The sequence below is a fragment of the Borborobacter xinjiangensis genome (genome assembly GCF_047739745.1).
Lineage (GTDB): Bacteria > Pseudomonadota > Alphaproteobacteria > Rhizobiales > Rhizobiaceae > Pseudaminobacter.
This window is the reverse complement of the sequence record NZ_JBLLVA010000007.1, coordinates 57,117-73,061: the sequence shown is the minus strand read 5'-3', so window position 1 is coordinate 73,061 and position 15,945 is coordinate 57,117. Positions and strand designations below refer to the sequence as shown.

Annotated in this window: 13 protein-coding genes; 7 read left to right on the top strand and 6 right to left on the bottom strand. The window is 62.9% G+C overall.

Annotated features, from left to right (window positions below; all coding sequences use genetic code 11):
• Positions 1-305: 305 nt before the first annotated feature.
• Complete coding sequence (locus ACLKMW_RS10195) at positions 306-1,217, bottom strand: diacylglycerol/lipid kinase family protein (RefSeq protein WP_415724351.1); 912 nt, start codon at positions 1,215-1,217, stop codon at positions 306-308.
• Positions 1,218-1,409: 192 nt separating this feature from the next.
• Between ACLKMW_RS10195 and ACLKMW_RS10190 the strand changes: the two genes are divergently transcribed.
• Positions 1,410-2,420 (top strand): PRC-barrel domain-containing protein, encoded by a 1,011-nt coding sequence (locus ACLKMW_RS10190; RefSeq protein ID WP_415724350.1) that lies wholly within the window; start codon positions 1,410-1,412, stop codon positions 2,418-2,420.
• A gap of 78 nt (positions 2,421-2,498) precedes the next feature.
• Here ACLKMW_RS10190 and ACLKMW_RS10185 read toward each other — a convergent pair whose 3' ends face one another.
• The gene (locus tag ACLKMW_RS10185) at positions 2,499-4,043 is read right to left on the bottom strand and encodes an alkaline phosphatase family protein (RefSeq protein WP_415724349.1); all 1,545 of its coding nucleotides are present in this window, start codon (positions 4,041-4,043) and stop codon (positions 2,499-2,501) included.
• 161 nt (positions 4,044-4,204) lie between these two features.
• Between ACLKMW_RS10185 and ACLKMW_RS10180 the strand changes: the two genes are divergently transcribed.
• Together ACLKMW_RS10180 and ACLKMW_RS10175 are read left to right on the top strand one after the other, a co-directional pair.
• Complete coding sequence (locus tag ACLKMW_RS10180; RefSeq protein ID WP_415724348.1) at positions 4,205-4,822, top strand: alpha/beta hydrolase; 618 nt, start codon at positions 4,205-4,207, stop codon at positions 4,820-4,822.
• Positions 4,823-4,864: 42 nt separating this feature from the next.
• On the top strand, positions 4,865-5,164 hold the full coding sequence (locus ACLKMW_RS10175; protein WP_415724347.1) for a GNAT family N-acetyltransferase: 300 nt from the start codon (positions 4,865-4,867) through the stop codon (positions 5,162-5,164).
• Positions 5,165-5,207: 43 nt separating this feature from the next.
• Here ACLKMW_RS10175 and ACLKMW_RS10170 read toward each other — a convergent pair whose 3' ends face one another.
• Entirely contained in the window at positions 5,208-5,807 is a 600-nt protein-coding gene (locus tag ACLKMW_RS10170) for a DNA-3-methyladenine glycosylase (protein ID WP_415724346.1), read from the bottom strand.
• Positions 5,808-5,867: 60 nt separating this feature from the next.
• Positions 5,868-6,317, bottom strand: coding sequence for a universal stress protein (locus ACLKMW_RS10165; protein WP_415724345.1), 450 nt, complete (start codon positions 6,315-6,317; stop codon positions 5,868-5,870).
• Between the two features lie 273 nt (positions 6,318-6,590).
• Here ACLKMW_RS10165 and ACLKMW_RS10160 point away from each other — a divergent pair, with 273 nt between their 5' ends.
• Both ACLKMW_RS10160 and serA read left to right on the top strand, forming a co-directional pair.
• Positions 6,591-7,766 (top strand): phosphoserine transaminase, encoded by a 1,176-nt coding sequence (locus ACLKMW_RS10160; protein WP_415724344.1) that lies wholly within the window; start codon positions 6,591-6,593, stop codon positions 7,764-7,766.
• 177 nt (positions 7,767-7,943) lie between these two features.
• Positions 7,944-9,542, top strand: a complete 1,599-nt coding sequence (serA, locus tag ACLKMW_RS10155; RefSeq protein WP_415724343.1) for a phosphoglycerate dehydrogenase — start codon at positions 7,944-7,946, stop codon at positions 9,540-9,542.
• 80 nt (positions 9,543-9,622) lie between these two features.
• On the opposite strand, the gene ACLKMW_RS10150 is transcribed toward serA, so the two are convergent.
• Positions 9,623-10,537, bottom strand: a complete 915-nt coding sequence (locus tag ACLKMW_RS10150) for a DMT family transporter (RefSeq protein ID WP_415724342.1) — start codon at positions 10,535-10,537, stop codon at positions 9,623-9,625.
• A 305-nt stretch (positions 10,538-10,842) separates the two neighbouring features.
• Between ACLKMW_RS10150 and ACLKMW_RS10145 the strand changes: the two genes are divergently transcribed.
• Positions 10,843-12,141, top strand: coding sequence for an adenylosuccinate synthase (locus ACLKMW_RS10145; protein WP_415724341.1), 1,299 nt, complete (start codon positions 10,843-10,845; stop codon positions 12,139-12,141).
• Between the two features lie 68 nt (positions 12,142-12,209).
• Complete coding sequence (locus ACLKMW_RS10140; protein ID WP_415724340.1) at positions 12,210-13,790, top strand: hypothetical protein; 1,581 nt, start codon at positions 12,210-12,212, stop codon at positions 13,788-13,790.
• A gap of 340 nt (positions 13,791-14,130) precedes the next feature.
• Here the strand turns inward: ACLKMW_RS10140 and ACLKMW_RS10135 are convergent, their stop codons facing one another.
• On the bottom strand, positions 14,131-15,942 hold the full coding sequence (locus tag ACLKMW_RS10135) for an ABC-F family ATP-binding cassette domain-containing protein (RefSeq protein ID WP_415724339.1): 1,812 nt from the start codon (positions 15,940-15,942) through the stop codon (positions 14,131-14,133).
• Positions 15,943-15,945: the final 3 nt, after the last annotated feature.

Here is a 15,945-nt window from a genome sequence, read left to right as displayed (position 1 = left end):
CCTGACCAGTCGAGCGCATTGATTCCAAGGCATCGGAAAAGTGGCGTCCGGCTTTCGAAACAGTCAGACGTTCAAAGTGTCAGAACGGTGGGGAGCAAGGCTCGCAGGGAGACTGGAATTGCCAAAGACCATACGAACGGAAAAGGCCCGACAGGGTAATCGGGGCCGACCTATATTGCTTGTGCTGATATGCGGGCTCCTGCTTGTAGGACTCGTCTGGGCCGCTGTCGAAATATATGGGCAGGCCATAGAGCCGGCCGGCGAGCAGTCGGAGGTCATTCAGTCCGAATGACCCGGATAAGGGTTTATTTTGCCTCGCTGGGCTTCGGCACCAGTACCAGTAGCGACTTGGGGTGAATTTCGATAAGCGTCTGCCGGTCAAGCTTGCACAGCTCGCCATCGATTGCCGAGACGAACTTCGACTTCATGTTGCGGATCGTGAGCTTCACCTTTTCGGCCTGGTGGATTTCGACCTGCTCGTTTTCGCGCCACTTTCCCCGCGCCATGTTCAGGAAAAAGTGGAACAGTTCGCGTCTTTCGCGCGCCAATGTCACATAGATGCCGAGTACCCCACCGTCGGGATGATCGGCATAGGGCAGATGGCCTTCGCCGAGCAGGTTGTTGGTGATGCCGATGCCGGAGGTGCGCGTCAGCACCTCGGCTTCGCCGATCGTCAGCGCGACATCCATGGCCGGCGGGTTTCTGACGGTGCGCCAGGCGGCGGCGAGCGAGGCGCGCATTTTGCCCAAACGCGAACCGAACTCCATCTTCGAGCGCAGATGGATCATCTTCGCATGCATCCCGATCGAGAACTGATGCACGAACGGCCGGCCGTTGGCGCTGGCGACGTCGACCGCCTTGATTTCGCCCTCGGCGAAGGCGGCAAGCGCACCTTCCAGCGTCTGCGGGATGCCGAGGCTGCGTGCGAACAGGTTCATCGTTCCAGCCGGCAGCACGGCAAGCGCCTTCTTGCCGTTCATCAGGCGCCCGGCGGCCGCCGAAGTCGTGCCGTCGCCGCCGCCAACCAGAACAACATCTGCGGAGCGCGAGGCAGCCGCTTTGTCGAGCGCGTCGACGATCTCGTCGCCGGCGACAAGGCGGATTTCAACCGAATGGCCTGCTTGATCGAGGATTTCGCGCATTCGCGTCGAGAAGGCTTCAAGATCCGTGGTGCGCAGCGTGCCGCCATCCCGATTGAGCACCGCAACAAAACGCATCCGTACTCCTCCGAACATCCAGCGCTCGGGCCAAGCGCACTGCGCTCCAGGCCTAACGGCGGGTCACTGAGCAAAATGGAACTAGAGCGGGGTGACGGCGTTGTGAAGGTGTGACGCCGCGCCCGATTTCCCCTGCGACGGATCGACCGAGGCGCGGCAGTGCATGGAAATAACGCACAAGGAGACACTATCATGATCCGCAACCTTTTGGCTACGACCGCGATTGCCACCCTTTTGACAACCGCAGGCTATGCGCAGGACACGACTGCGCCAGCCCCGGCCGACCCGGCGCCGATGACACAGGATGCGGCTCCGGCCGAAGCTCCCGTGGCACGTGCCGACGGGCATCTGGCCAGCAACATCATCGGCGAAAATGTTTATAACGGCACAAGCGACGACGCGCAGGATATCGGCAAGGTCAACGACGTGGTGATCGCACCCGACGGCAAGGTCGAATCCGTGGTGATTGGCGTTGGCGGTTTCCTTGGCCTCGGCGAAAAGAACGTCGCAGTGAACTATAGCGAGATCGACTGGGCCGAGAGGGACGGCGACCGCTGGCTGGTTGTGAATACCAGCAAGGAGCAGCTTGAGGCCTTGGCCGATTTTGATCGCCGCGCCTATGATCCGGCACCGGCCGCTTCGGATTCGACGGCAATGGCGCCGGCAGACGGCACCACCACCACTGCTCCGGCCGATGGAACGACGGCGGTTGCGCCGACGACACCGGCTCCCGACAGCACGGCCGAAGCTCCCGCCACCATGGAGCCGGACAGCACGGCTGAGGCACCTTCAACGACGGCGCCTGACAGCACTGCCGAAGCGCCTGCCGGGACCGACCAGACCACCACCAGCGCGGTCGACAAGTCGCAGCTGACCGAAATGCCGGCCGGCGAAATCCGCTCCGAAGACCTGGTGGGCACCACGGTCTACGGTGCTGAGGACGCCAATGTCGGCGAGATCGGCGACGTTGTGCTGACGCAGGACGGCAAGGTCGACGCGGTCATCATCGATGTCGGCGGTTTCCTCGGCATCGGCTCCAAGGAGGTCGCAGTCGCCATGGACAACCTGTCGTTCATGACCGACAAGGACGGCAACAAGTACCTCTACACGCAGTTCACCCAGGAACAGCTTGAGGCACAGCCGGCCTATGACAAGGCCACCTATACCGAAAATCGCGACGAACAGCGCCTGATGAGCAACTGATCACTGTCGTGATTTCCACGAAAGGCCCGCGCCGACATCGGCGCGGGCCTTTCGTTTACGTTCGCGAGAGGGTGACGACTACCAACCATAGCCGAGAACGCCTTCTTCCGTCAGTTCGACCAGCGCCAGCGCCTGGTCGAGATGCTCGGCGCGCCAGGCAAGCAGGCGCTCGGCAAATTCGAGGCGGATCGGCAGATAGTCCGGTATTTGCGCCAGGTTGCGCAGTTCGCCCGGATCCTCGTCAAGATCGAAGAGCAGCGGCGGCAGACCGCCGCCGAAATGCACATATTTGAACCGCTGCGTCCGCACTACGCTGAGATTGCATTGTTGCGGGCTGATCCCGAAATGACGCTCGGCCGTTTGCTTGGAAATCGAGCGGAAGTCGAATTCCCAATGTGCCGCGTCACGCCAGTTCCGGGGCGGCTTTCCGGCGAGGAACGGTTTCAGCGAGCGTCCGTCGAGATGCGCCGCAGGTGCATCGCCCAGAAGGTCGATCACCGTCGGCATGACGTCCACGGCCTCGGTGAAATGATCCACGGCGCTGCCGGCGGTCTTTCGGCGGTCAGGATCGCGGATGATCAGGGGAATGTGATAGCTCTGGTCGTGGAAGCCGCCCTTGCCCAGCATGAAATGGTCGCCCATCATTTCGGCATGATCGGAAGTCAGCACGATAACGGTGTTGTCCCAATGGTTCTGGTCGCGTAGAGCCTGCCAGATGCGGCCAAGCTGCGCATCGGTTTCCGAGATCATGCCGTAGTAAAGCGCACGGATTCGGCGAAAGTTTTCTTCACCCCAGTCGCGGACCTTGCCTTTAGCGCCCGGGATGAATTTCGAGCGCTTCTGCTGGCCAAGCTCGTAGGCTACGTAGGGATGAGCCTCCGCTTCGCTCTGCCAGTCGGCGGCGCGGTGGAATGCCGGACCGTCCGCCGGATCATACATGGTGTTGAAGGGCTCGGTGGCGATGAAAGGCGGATGCGGGCTGAGGAAGGAGATATGCGCGAACCAGGGCGACGCCGTCTCCTGTTCACCAAGCCAGCGCCGGAACTCGTTGGTCAGGAAGGCCGCGGGGGTCTCCTCGCGCGAATAGACCGGGGGCGTATTCGTCACCTCCGCGCCATCGCCTGAAACCGGTTTGTGGATGTCGGGAAAGCCGGCGCTGGAATCCACGCCGCGCGCGGCCAGCCACGACAGCCATTGCTTCTGATGCTCCGGCAGCAACTGGCGCGCGGTGAAGCCGGGCAGAACGCCCTCATAGCTGCGCAGCACCGGATCGCCCCGAGCATGGAGCGCGGGATCGGGCGCGACGTCGGTATAACCGAACAGCGTTGGTTCGTAGCCGAGACGGCGCGCGGCCAGCGCGATATTGTCATGGCGTGCGTCGAGCGGCGTACCGTTGCGACAGACGCGGTTGTTCATCTGATAGAGGCCGGTGTAGAGGCAGGCACGCGCCGGAGAGCAGGGTGCGGCGCCGGCGAAATGCCGCCGAAACGACACGCCCTCCCTGGCCAGGGCGTCCGCATGCGGCGTGCGCACTGTCTGGTGGCCGGCCGAGGACAGGCAGTCGCCGCGCCACTGGTCGCAGGTGATGAGAAGAACGTTTCGCCGGTTTTGCACGCTGGCCATGAATGGTCCTTTGGTCCAGCCGTCATGGAGCCGAATTTTCGCCGCCGCGCAAGGCTGCGATTATCGTTCTCGCCTCGGCAACGGTCCTTCCTGCATTTGAGACATTGAAGACGATGGGTCGGCATGCTCATCTTGCGGGAACAAACAAAGCGAGGCACGCAATGTCGAAGGATGCCTACACCTATACGGCCCTGCCCGGAACACCGGGTGGTCCGCTGATTTTCCTGTTTCACGGGACGGGCGGCAATGAAAACCAGCTGCTTGGCCTGGCGCTGGAACTGCTGCCGGGCGTTGCTGCCATCTCACCGCGCGGCGACGTATCGGAACAGGGCGCGGCGCGCTTTTTCCGGCGCACCGCAGAGGGCGTCTACGACATGGACGACCTTGCAGCGAGGACGAAGAAGATGGCCGGGTTCGTGCGCGCCCATGTCGAGGCGGCAAAACCTTCGTCGGTCATCGGGCTCGGCTTCTCCAACGGCGCCAACATACTGGCTTCACTGATATTCGCCGAGCCCGCACTGTTCGATGCGGCCGTGCTGATGCATCCCCTCATTCCATTCGAACCCGACGTGAAGGGCGATCTGGCGGAGCGGCGCATCCTCATAACGGCGGGCCGCAACGACCCGATCGGCCCCTCGGCGCTGACAACCCGGCTCGCAACCCATTTGCGGGCGTCAGGCGCCGAGGTGACGCTGGAATGGCATGACGGCGGCCATGAAATGCGCCAAAACGAGATCGAGGCGGCAAGACGATTCCTCGCCGCCGTCACAAACGGTTGAACGGGCCCGAACCACGCATTTATCTGATCCAGGAGTTGCATCATGACGCAAGAGCAATCGGACATCGCCATCGAGGAGACGGATTCCAAGGGCCGCTATATCTTGCGCGGAGCGGGCGGTGCCGAGGCGGAGGTTACCTTCACCAAGCTCGGCGAACACCAGATCATCATCGACCATACGGAAGTGCCCGAGGCTTTTCGCGGCCAGGGTGCAGGCGCGCGGCTGGTGACGCGGGCGGTGGAAGACGCCCGCAAGGCGGGCAAGAAAGTCATCCCGCTCTGCCCCTTTGCCGCCTCGCAGTTTCGCCGCCACCCGGAATGGGCCGACGTTTTGAAGCAGTGACAAATCCTGGAGCGCCGCGCGTCCGGCCGGTCGGTCCGTTGCTCTAGACAGGCGGTGCCGGGAAGCGGCGGCTGACGAAGCGCGAGCCCGACAACCCGAAGCGCCATGGGTGTTCGACGGCCTTGCTGATGCCGATGCGAGTCCCGGCTGCTACGGATACGTCCTCAGTGCGGCCCTCCATGTGGATGACCGGGCCGTCAAGCGGCAAGCCGTCATGGGAACGGTCGATGGAGAGCGCCTGACAGAGCCGGCCCGGGCCGGCGCATAGCAGGCGGATGTCGGCGATGCCGCGCCTCTCGCGCATCAGGTCGATGCCGTCGAGCGGCTCCAGCGCCCGGATGAGCACCGCGCTGCCGGGTTCGCAGACGGCGTTCAGGCACCAATGCACGCCATAGGACCGATAGACATAGGCGTGGCCGGGCGGGCCGAACATGGCGGCGTTGCGTTCCGTCCTGCCGCGAAAACTGTGCGAGGCCGGGTCGTCGCGCAGATAGGCTTCCGTTTCGACAATCAGGCCGCTGACGCCGTTGGCGCTTATTGTCGAGCCGATGAGATCCTGCGCCACGATGATGGCGTTTCGGCTGAAAAAGCGATCGTTCATCGGGCCAAGTTTGTTCGGTGCTGTGCGGAGCGGCGAGGTCATTTTTTCACCCGCTCCAGCGCATTTCACGTTCGGACAAGCCCGCCCCTTAGAAGCCCGGCCCTATCGGACGACCAGCACCGGAATCTTGGATGCGTAGAGAACCTCGGCGGTCTGGCTTCCGAGCAGCAGGCGCTGCACGCCGCGGCGGCCATGGGAGGACATGACGATCAGGTCGCATCCGTGTTTCTCAGCGCTCTCGACGATGCCCTCGGCGGCCGAATCGTTGGAGACATGAAGAATGTCCGCCGCCACGCCCATTTTCTCGGCGCCCGCCTTGGCTGGCGCAAGAATGGTCTTGGCGAATTCAGCCCGGTCGGCATTGTAGCGCTCGACGTCATTTCGTCCGGCGACCCAGCCGGTAACCGTGGCCGTGCCCTGTACGGAAAATGCCTCCGTCACCGTGACTACCGTGACCTTGCTGCCGAGCGCCTTTGCCAGCGACAGGCCGTGATCGACGCCCCTCTGAGCGAGTTCGGAGCCATCTGTCGAAATGAGGATATGCTTGTACAAGGCTGATCTCCATTCATTATACGATCGGCAATATAGCGCGAAGCTTGCCCAGCGATTTGAGATAGGTCAACCAGAATTCAAGCCAGCGGTGCTTTGGCGCCCCAACAAGGGGTTGGCGGTGACAGATCTATGGCCGTGGCTCCATGGCCGTGGCATGCGCCCATGTGGCGGCAGCATCATTTTGCCGCTTGCAGTTTTTCAGGACTTTCGTTATTTCCCGAGCCGGGCCACCCCTCCCCAACGAGGGGCCACTATCTGGAAGGATAGAATATCATGACGGTGCTTTCCAAGCCGGACGTGCGTCCGGCCAATCCCCATTTTTCCTCAGGTCCTTGCGCTAAACGTCCCGGCTGGTCTCTCCAAAGCCTGGCCGACGCGGCCCTTGGCCGTTCCCATCGCGCCAAGCTCGGCAAGTCGAAACTGGCGCGGGCGATCGACCTTACACGCGAAGTTCTAGAGGTGCCGGCAGACTACCGCATCGGCATCGTTCCCGCCTCGGACACCGGCGCGGTCGAGATGGCGCTGTGGTCGCTGCTGGGGCCGCGAGGCGTCGACATGCTCGCCTGGGAAAGCTTCGGCGCCGGCTGGGTGACCGATGTCGTCAAGCAGCTCAAGCTGCCGGACGTGCGCAGATTCGAAGCACCCTACGGCGCGTTGCCCGATCTTTCGGCGGTGGATTTCGACCGCGATGTGGTCTTCACCTGGAACGGCACGACCTCCGGCGTGCGCGTGCCGAACGGCGATTTCATCCCGGCCGACCGCAAGGGGCTGACCATCTGCGATGCGACCTCGGCCGCTTTCGCCCAGAAGCTCGATTTCGCCAAGCTCGACGTGGTCACCTTCTCCTGGCAGAAAGTGCTTGGCGGCGAGGGCGGACACGGAATGCTCATCCTCAGTCCACGCGCCGTGCAACGGCTGGAAAGCCATGTGCCGACATGGCCGCTGCCGAAGATTTTCCGCATGACCAAGGGCGGCAAGCTGATCGAAGGCATCTTCAAGGGCGAAACGATCAACACGCCTTCGATGCTGGCGGTTGAGGATTATCTCGACACGCTGGGCTGGGCCAAGTCGATTGGCGGCCTTCCGGCCCTGAGGGCGCGCGCCGACGCCAATGCCCGGGTGATTGACGATTGGGTCGCAGGCAATCCGGCAGTCGAGTTCCTCGCCGCGAAGCCTGAGGTGCGGTCGAACACCTCGGTTTGCCTGCGCTTTGTCGATCCCGCGATCGCGTCGTTGGATGACGCCGGCCAGCAGGCCTTCGTCAAGCAGCTTACCGGTCTTCTGGAGGCGGAAGGCGTGGCTTACGACATCGCCAGCTATCGCGACGCGCCGCCCGGCCTGCGGATCTGGTGCGGGGCGACTATCGAAGCTTCCGACGTCAAGGCGCTGATGCCATGGCTCGACTGGGCCTTCGCGACCGCCAAGGCTTCGCTCAAGGCTGCTGCCTGAGCCTTTAACCTATTCGTTCAATACCCCTCATCCGGCCGCTACGCGGCCACCTTCTCCCCGCTGGGGAGAAGAGGTTGGCGGAAACGTCGACGATCTCCTCTCCCCGACGGGGAGAGGGCGGCCGAGCAAAGCGGAGGCCGGGTGAGGGGGATTTCAACAGACCGAAGGACCATGCTCATGCCTCGCGTTCTCGTATCCGATAAGCTTTCGCCGACCGCCGTCCAGATATTCAAGGACCGCGGCGTGGAGGTGGACTACCTCCCCGATCTCGGCAAGGACAAGGAGAAGTTGCTCGAGCTCATTCCTCAATATGACGGCCTTGCCATCCGATCGGCCACCAAGGTCACCGAAAAGCTGATCGCGGCGGCCACAAATCTAAAAGTCATCGGCCGCGCCGGTATCGGCGTCGACAATGTCGACATACCGGCGGCCAGCCGCCGGGGTATCATCGTGATGAATACGCCGTTCGGCAATTCGATCACGACGGCCGAGCATGCGATCGCGCTGATGTTCGCGCTTGCCCGGCAGATTCCGGAGGCCAACAGCTCCACTCATGACGGCAAGTGGGAAAAGAACCGCTTCATGGGTGTCGAGATCACCGGCAAGACGCTCGGCGTTATCGGTTGCGGCAATATCGGCTCGGTGGTGGCGACGCGTGGCGTCGGCCTGAAGATGCATGTGGTGGCCTTCGACCCGTTCCTTTCGGAGGGCCGCGCCGAGGAGCTGGGTGTCCAGAAGGTCGAACTGGACGAGCTGTTCGCGCGTGCCGACTTCATCACCCTGCACACGCCCCTGACGGACAAGACGCGCAACATCATCAACGCCGACGCCTTCGCCAAGATGAAGCAGGGAGTGCGCATCATCAACTGCGCTCGCGGTGGGTTGATCGTTGAGGCGGACCTCATCGCGGCACTGAAAAGCGGCAAGGTCGCGGGCGTCGGCATAGACGTATTCGAGGTCGAGCCGGCGACCGATAGCCCGCTGTTCGGCCTGGAGAACGTGGTCGCTACCCCGCATCTCGGCGCCTCCACCCGGGAAGCGCAGGAAAACGTCGCCCTTCAGGTCGCCGAGCAGATGTCGGACTATCTGATCAAGGGCGCGGTTTCCAACGCCATCAACATGCCGTCGATCTCGGCCGAGGAAGCGCCGACGCTGAAGCCGTTCGTCAAGCTCGCCGAAGTGCTCGGCGCTTTCGTCGGCCAGGTGACGGAGGAGGCGATCAAGGAAGTCGAGATCCTGTTTGACGGCGCAACCGCTTCGATGAACACCAAGGCGCTGATCAGCGCCGCGCTCGCCGGCCTGATCCGGCCGCAGGTTTCGGACGTCAACATGGTGTCGGCGCCGATCATGGTGAAGGAGCGGGGCATCATCGTCGCCGAGGTCAAGCGCGACAAGTCGGGCGTGTTCGACGGATACATCAAGCTGACGGTGAAGACCGAGAAGAAAACGCGCTCGATCGCCGGCACCTGCTTTTCGGACCACAAGCCGCGCTTCATCCAGATCAAAGGCATCAATCTCGACGCCGAGGTCGGTCAGCACATGCTCTACACGACCAATGCGGACGTGCCAGGCATCATCGGTATGCTCGGCACGGTGTGCGGCAAGAACGACGTCAACATCGCCAACTTCCAGCTTGGCCGCAACCGGCCGGGCGGCGACGCGATCGCGCTGCTCTATCTCGACGCTCCCTTCCCGGAAAAGGCGCTGGCAGAAGTGCGCGACAATCCGTCGATCGTCTCGGCCAAGCGCCTGCAGTTCGACGTGAACGGAATGTGATTTTCCGGCGTTCCTGAATGATAAAGGCGCCGGTTTGCGGCGCCTTTATTCTTTGCTGCCAGGCAGGCAGACCTGCCGCTTCAGCGGACCTCCACTTCCAGTTCCCTGGCCGCAGCTCTGCGGCTGCTGAGCTCGGCGATCAGCACGCCGCCCAATACCATGATCAGCGCGACGGCGTGATAGGCATGGAAGGCGTCGCCGACGATCAGGACCGACAGCAGCGCGCCCCAAAGCGGCAGGAAATTGATGAACAGGCCGGCGCGATTGGCCCCGATCAGTTCGACGGCGCGAATGTAGAAGATCTGCGCAAGAATCGATGGAAACAGCACCACGAAGCCGATGATTGCCCAGCCTTTGGCGTCGGGCAAGATCATCCCGCCCATCAACCATTCGCCTATGAGGAACGGTATGGCGCTGGCCATTGCGCCGACGCACAAGGCCGTCATCAGGCTCGTCCAGTGGACGTCAGGCTTCTGTCGCAGCGCCGCCGTGTAGAAGCCATAGGCAATCACGGCGACAAGCATCAGCGCATCCCCGAAATTTACGTGGAGGGAAAAGAGCCGCCAGATATCGCCGTGGAGGGTCGTCAGGAGCACGCCCATCAGGGAAAGCGCGAAGCCCGCGATCTGCGCCAGGCTTGCCCGGGTCCTGAACAGAACGAAGGTCGCCAGAAATACGAAGAGCGGCATTCCGCCCTGTTCGATGCTGACATTGATGGCCGAGGTGTAGAGCAGCGCGCAGTACATGAAGACGCTGAATATGGTGAAGCCCAGCGTTGCGATGACCAGAAGAAAGGGCAGGTGACGGCGAAGGAGCGGTAAATCGGCCGGCAGGTGCTTGCGGCTGATCAGGAACAGGATGGGCAGCGCCAAGCCCCACCGAGCGGTCGCCAGCACCATGGGCGAGACATGGCCGACCGCCAGCTTGCCTGCAATGGCATTGCCCGCCCAGCAGAGCGTCGTGAGAAGCAGCAGCGTATAAGCGGTTCGATGCATGGTTTGTACGGCCTTGAAAAAGGCGTTGGCTGACGACTATTTCGGATGAAGGGCCAAGTAAAGACGGTCACGGCTGTACATCAAGATCAGCATTCGCCGTAAATCACTATCCCCCGGCCGGGCGAAACTGTTGCAGAATCCTTTGGTTCTCGATAGGAGGCGCGGCGCGGCGAAGCCGGAAATTGTTGTGCCCGGCAGTGCCGCAAAGGCCAAAGAAATGTCGCCTTCGGCCGACCGTGAGGTTATAGAAGCCTGTCGTTTTCATATGCTCGCCAATGTTTGCGCGGCATCGGAAGGAAGAAATCATGGCAAATGTGGTGGTCGTCGGCTCACAGTGGGGCGACGAAGGCAAGGGCAAGATCGTCGACTGGCTGTCGGAGCGCGCCGATGTGGTCGTGCGGTTTCAAGGCGGCCACAATGCCGGCCACACGCTCGTCGTCGACAGCAAGGTCTACAAGCTGTCGCTGCTGCCCTCCGGCATCGTGCGCGAGGGCAAGCTCTCCATCATCGGCAACGGCGTGGTATTCGATCCGCATGCCTTTGTGGCCGAGACCGAAAAACTTCGTGCGCAAGGCGTGGACGTGACGCCCGACCGCCTGAAAATAGCCGAAAACACGGCGCTTATCCTGTCGCTGCACCGGGAACTGGATGGATTTCGTGAAGATGCGGCCTCTAATTCCGGAACGAAAATCGGAACGACCCGTCGCGGCATAGGCCCGGCCTATGAGGACAAGGTCGGCCGTCGCGCCGTACGGGTGATGGATCTGGCTGATTTGGAAACATTGCCGCTCAAGGTGGACCGTCTGCTGACGCATCACAATGCGCTGCGCCGCGGCCTTGGTCATCCGGAGGTCGCGCATGAGACGATCATGCAGGAGTTGACGTCGGTGGCCGAGGCCATCCTGCCCTACATGGACCGGGTATGGAAGGTTCTCGACGAGAAGCGCCGCTCCGGAGCACGTATCCTGTTCGAAGGCGCACAAGGAACGCTACTCGACATCGATCATGGCACCTATCCGTTCGTCACCTCGTCCAACACCGTCGCCGGCCAGGCGGCGCCGGGTTCCGGGCTCGGTCCCGACGCGATCGGATACGTGCTCGGCATCACCAAGGCCTATACGACACGCGTCGGCGAGGGACCGTTTCCGACCGAGCAGCAGAACGAAATCGGTGAGTTCCTCGGCACGCAAGGCCATGAGTTCGGCGTCGTCACCGGACGCAAGCGGCGTTGCGGCTGGTTCGACGCCGTGCTGGTGCGCCAGGCCGTTGCCGTCAACGGCATCAGCGGCATCGCCCTGACCAAGCTCGACGTCCTTGACGGCCTGGACGAGATCAAGGTTTGCACCGGCTATATGCTCGACGGCGAAGAGATCGACTATCTGCCGGCCAGCCAGGGCGCGCAGGCGCGCGTGCAACCGATCTATGAGACGCTGGAAGGCTGGAAAGGCACCACGCGTGGCGCACGCAGCTGGAACGACCTGCCGGCGCAGGCGGTAAAATATGTCCGTCACATCGAGGAACTGATCGGCGCCCCGGTGGCACTCCTGTCCACCAGCCCGGAACGGGACGACACCATACTTGTGACCGATCCCTTTCACGACTAATTTTTGCCGTTCTTCGCGCCGGTCAACGGAGCGGAGAATGGAATGCAAGCTACGGGTCTATTGGAAAAATGGCAGATTTCGTTGCGGTTCTGAAGAAGACGCTGGACGCGCTCGGCGATGCGCCGCCGCCGGAACTTCGCCAGCGCGTCTACACCAAGGCCCGTGCGACGGTGGAGACGAAGCTTGCGGCGATCACTCCCGCACCGCCAAAAGCGGTGGTCGAGCGGCAGAAGCGGGCGCTGGAAGACGCTATCGCGACCATCGAGAAGGAATACGTCGATCGCGCCGGCCCGAAGATCAGCGAAGATCCGTTGCAGGAACTCGACGATGTCTTCGCCTCGATAGAGCGTCAAAAGAACGAGCCGTCGAAACCGGCGCCCGAGGTTGCCGCCGCCCCCTATCCAACGGTGGCCCCGGTGCCGCCAACCGCGCTTGTGCGACCCGCAGCTTCGGCTCCGGTTGACGAGGCGCCTGCCGCGTCGAAAGCCGTCGAGCCGGCACCGAAGAGCGAAAGCTGGCCGAAGACCACCCCTGTCGTGACGCCGGCCGACAAAGACATCGATTCGCCGGGAAGCTGGTCAGAGGCCGGAAATGATTTCCGTGCCGAGGACGATGACAGCCAGTTCAGCACCCGCGTGGGGGCGGTCGAAGATGAGGCGCCGGCGAAGCGCCGCAGCTATGGCGGCTTGATCGCCGCGTTGATCGCGCTCGCGGTGATAGCAGGCGGTGGCTATGGCATCTGGCTCAACAAGGACGCATTTGCAAATCTTTTCGGCACCAGCGAGCCCGAGGTCGCAGTCACGACACCGGCCGAGGAACCGGCGCCACCCACGGAGGAGCCCGCGCCTGAAGCGGATGAGGCTGCAACGACGCCCGCGACCCCCGAGGCTGCCGAGCCGGCCGAGCCGAAATTCACGCAGCGCCTGACACCGGAAGGCCAGGAGATCGACGCCGGCCCGGCGGGCGGAACAGCGGCGATCGGTGAAGGAACATCGCTTGCGGCGGCAACGCAGCCGCCCTCGACCGCAACGCCTGCCGCTCCCGCCGAGACCGCCGCCACTTCGAGCGAACAGCCGGGCGTGCCGGTCGGTCAGCGCGCGATCTTCTACGAGGAGCGCACCAACGTCGCCCAGGGCTCGGCCGAGTCGGGCAATATCGTCTGGTCCGTGGTGCAGGAATCGCCGGGTGGCGACCTGCCGCCTGAACCGGCCATCCGTGCGGAAGCGACCATCCCTGGCAAGGATTTGCAGTTGCGCATGACCATTCGCCGCAATGCCGACCAGACGCTGCCAGCCAGCCATATCATCGAGGTGATCTTCCTGACACCCGACGGCTTCGAAGGTGGCGGTATAGAAAACATCCTGCGCGTGTCGATGAAGGACTCCGAGCAAGCCGCCGGCAGTCCGCTGATCGGCATTCCGGCCAAGATCGCGGATGGCTTTTTCCTGGTGGCGCTGAACGACGGCAAAGCCGAGATCGAGTCCAATCTGACCTTGCTGCGCCGGCAGAGCTGGATCGACGTGCCGTTGATCTACAAGTCCGGACGGCGGGCGCTGTTCACCATGGAAAAGGGCATTCCCGGACAAAGGGCGTTCGACGAAGCGCTGAAAGCCTGGCAGAGCGCCAGCAGTGATGGCGGCAACGGCTGAGAACGTCGCGGCGCCGAGATTGGCGTCATTTCGCGGCTCGGGCACGATGCGCAAGAGTGGCGTTATCCCGCAACGCGGCGGCGCGTAGCGCAGCGGCGTATCGGCGCCCATTTTGTTCGTTACGGAGTGGACCCCGGCTCTTTGCCTAGCGGCGCTCGTCAGCCGAGGTGACGCAGGTTGGGTGGCGAGGCACCTCGCTCCTGCCCTTCGCTAATGGCTCGGGGCGTTCGAAAAGCCAAAGCGTTGGCTTTTCCTGCGCCTTCGCTCCTTGTATCCGGCGAGATGGCCTCACACCATTTCGACCAGATTTATGAGTTCATGACCTAACGCGCACCACTCCTCACCCCTCCAGCTCTTCCCGGAGCATCTCCAGTTCCAGCCACTCCTCCTCCATGGCGGCCAGGGTGGCGCGCTCCTTGTCGAGCGCTACGATGGTCTTCTGAAAACCCTTCGGGTCGCGCTCGTAGAATGCCGGATCGGCGATGCTGTTCTCCAGATCGGAAATCGCCTCGGAAATCGCAGCCATCTTTCCCGGCAGGTTTTCAAGCGCGAATTTCTGCTTGAAGGAGAGTTTTGTCGCTGGCGCCTTCGGCGGAGGGGCGCTTTCGGTGCGCGGCTTTTCCGGCGGCTGCCTGCCAGCCGTTCGTCGGTCGGCAAGCTTGTTGCCGCCGCGTTGCGCCAGCATGTCGGAATAGCCGCCGGCATATTCTACCCAGCGTCCATCGCCTTCGGGCGCGATGATGCTTGTGACAGTGCGGTCGAGAAAATCGCGATCATGGCTGACGAGGATGACGGTGCCGGCGAAACCGGCGACGAGTTCCTGCAGCAGTTCCAGTGTCTCCATGTCGAGATCGTTGGTTGGCTCGTCCAGCACCAGCAGGTTGGCCGGACGCGCCAGCACCCGGGCCAGGATGAGCCGCGCCCGCTCGCCGCCGGAAAGCTCGCGCACCGGCGTGCGCGCCTGCTCCGGCTTGAACAGGAAATCCTTCATATAGGAGACGACATGACGCTCCTCGCCATTGATGACGAGATTTTCCCCGCGTCCATCGGTCAGGAAGTGAGCGAGCGTCTCCTGCGGGTCGACGGCGGCGCGCTTCTGGTCGAGCGTGGCGATCTCGAGATTGACGCCGAGGCGCACCGAACCTGAATCCGGCTCCAGTTCGCCGGTCAGCATCTTCAGAAGCGTTGTCTTGCCGGCGCCGTTCGGCCCGACCATGCCGATGCGGTCGCCACGCTGGATGCGCGTGGAGAAATCTTTGACCACGGTGAGGTCGCCGAAGCTCTTGCCGATGGATTTCGCCTCGATGACCAGCTTGCCGGATTCGGCGGCGTCACTCGCCACCATCGTCGCCACTCCCTCAGCGCCGCGATGGCTGCGGAAGCGCTGGCGCATCGACTGCAATTCGCCAAGCCGGCGCATGTTGCGCTTGCGCCGTGCGGTCACGCCATAGCGCAGCCAGTGTTCCTCGCGCACGATCTGGCGGCCGAGCTTGTGCTGTTCGCGCTCTTCTTCCTCGAGGATGATGTCGCGCCATTCCTCGAAATGAGCGAAGCCCTTGTCGAGCCGGCGGGTCTGGCCACGATCGAGCCAGACCGTGGCGCGCGACACGCGTTCGAGAAAACGCCGGTCATGCGAGATCATTATCAGCGCGGAAGACGTACGGCTGAGTTCCTCTTCGAGCCACTCAATCACGGTGAGGTCGAGATGGTTGGTCGGCTCGTCGAGCAGCAATATGTCCGGCTCCGGCGCCATCACCCGCGCCAAGGCGGCGCGCCGCGCCTCGCCGCCGGAAAGTCGGGCAGGACTTTCCTCGCCGGTCAGACCCAGATGCTCCATGAGATAGGTGGCGCGATAAGGATCGTCCGCCGGGCCAAGCCCTGCTTCCACATAGGCGCGGACATTGGCGAAGCCATCCATGTCGGGCATCTGCGGCAGGTAGCGGATCGTGGCGGAGGGCTGGCGAAAGACCTCGCCGTCCTGCGCCTCGACCATGCCGGCGGCGATCTTCAGAAGCGTCGACTTGCCCGAGCCGTTGCGCCCGACCAGTGCTATGCGCTCGCCGGCCGAAGCCGAAAGCGAAGCGCCATCGAGCAGGGGTGTCCCTCCGAAGGTCAGTCTTATCCCGTCGAGTGAGAGAAGGGGTGGAGCCATGAA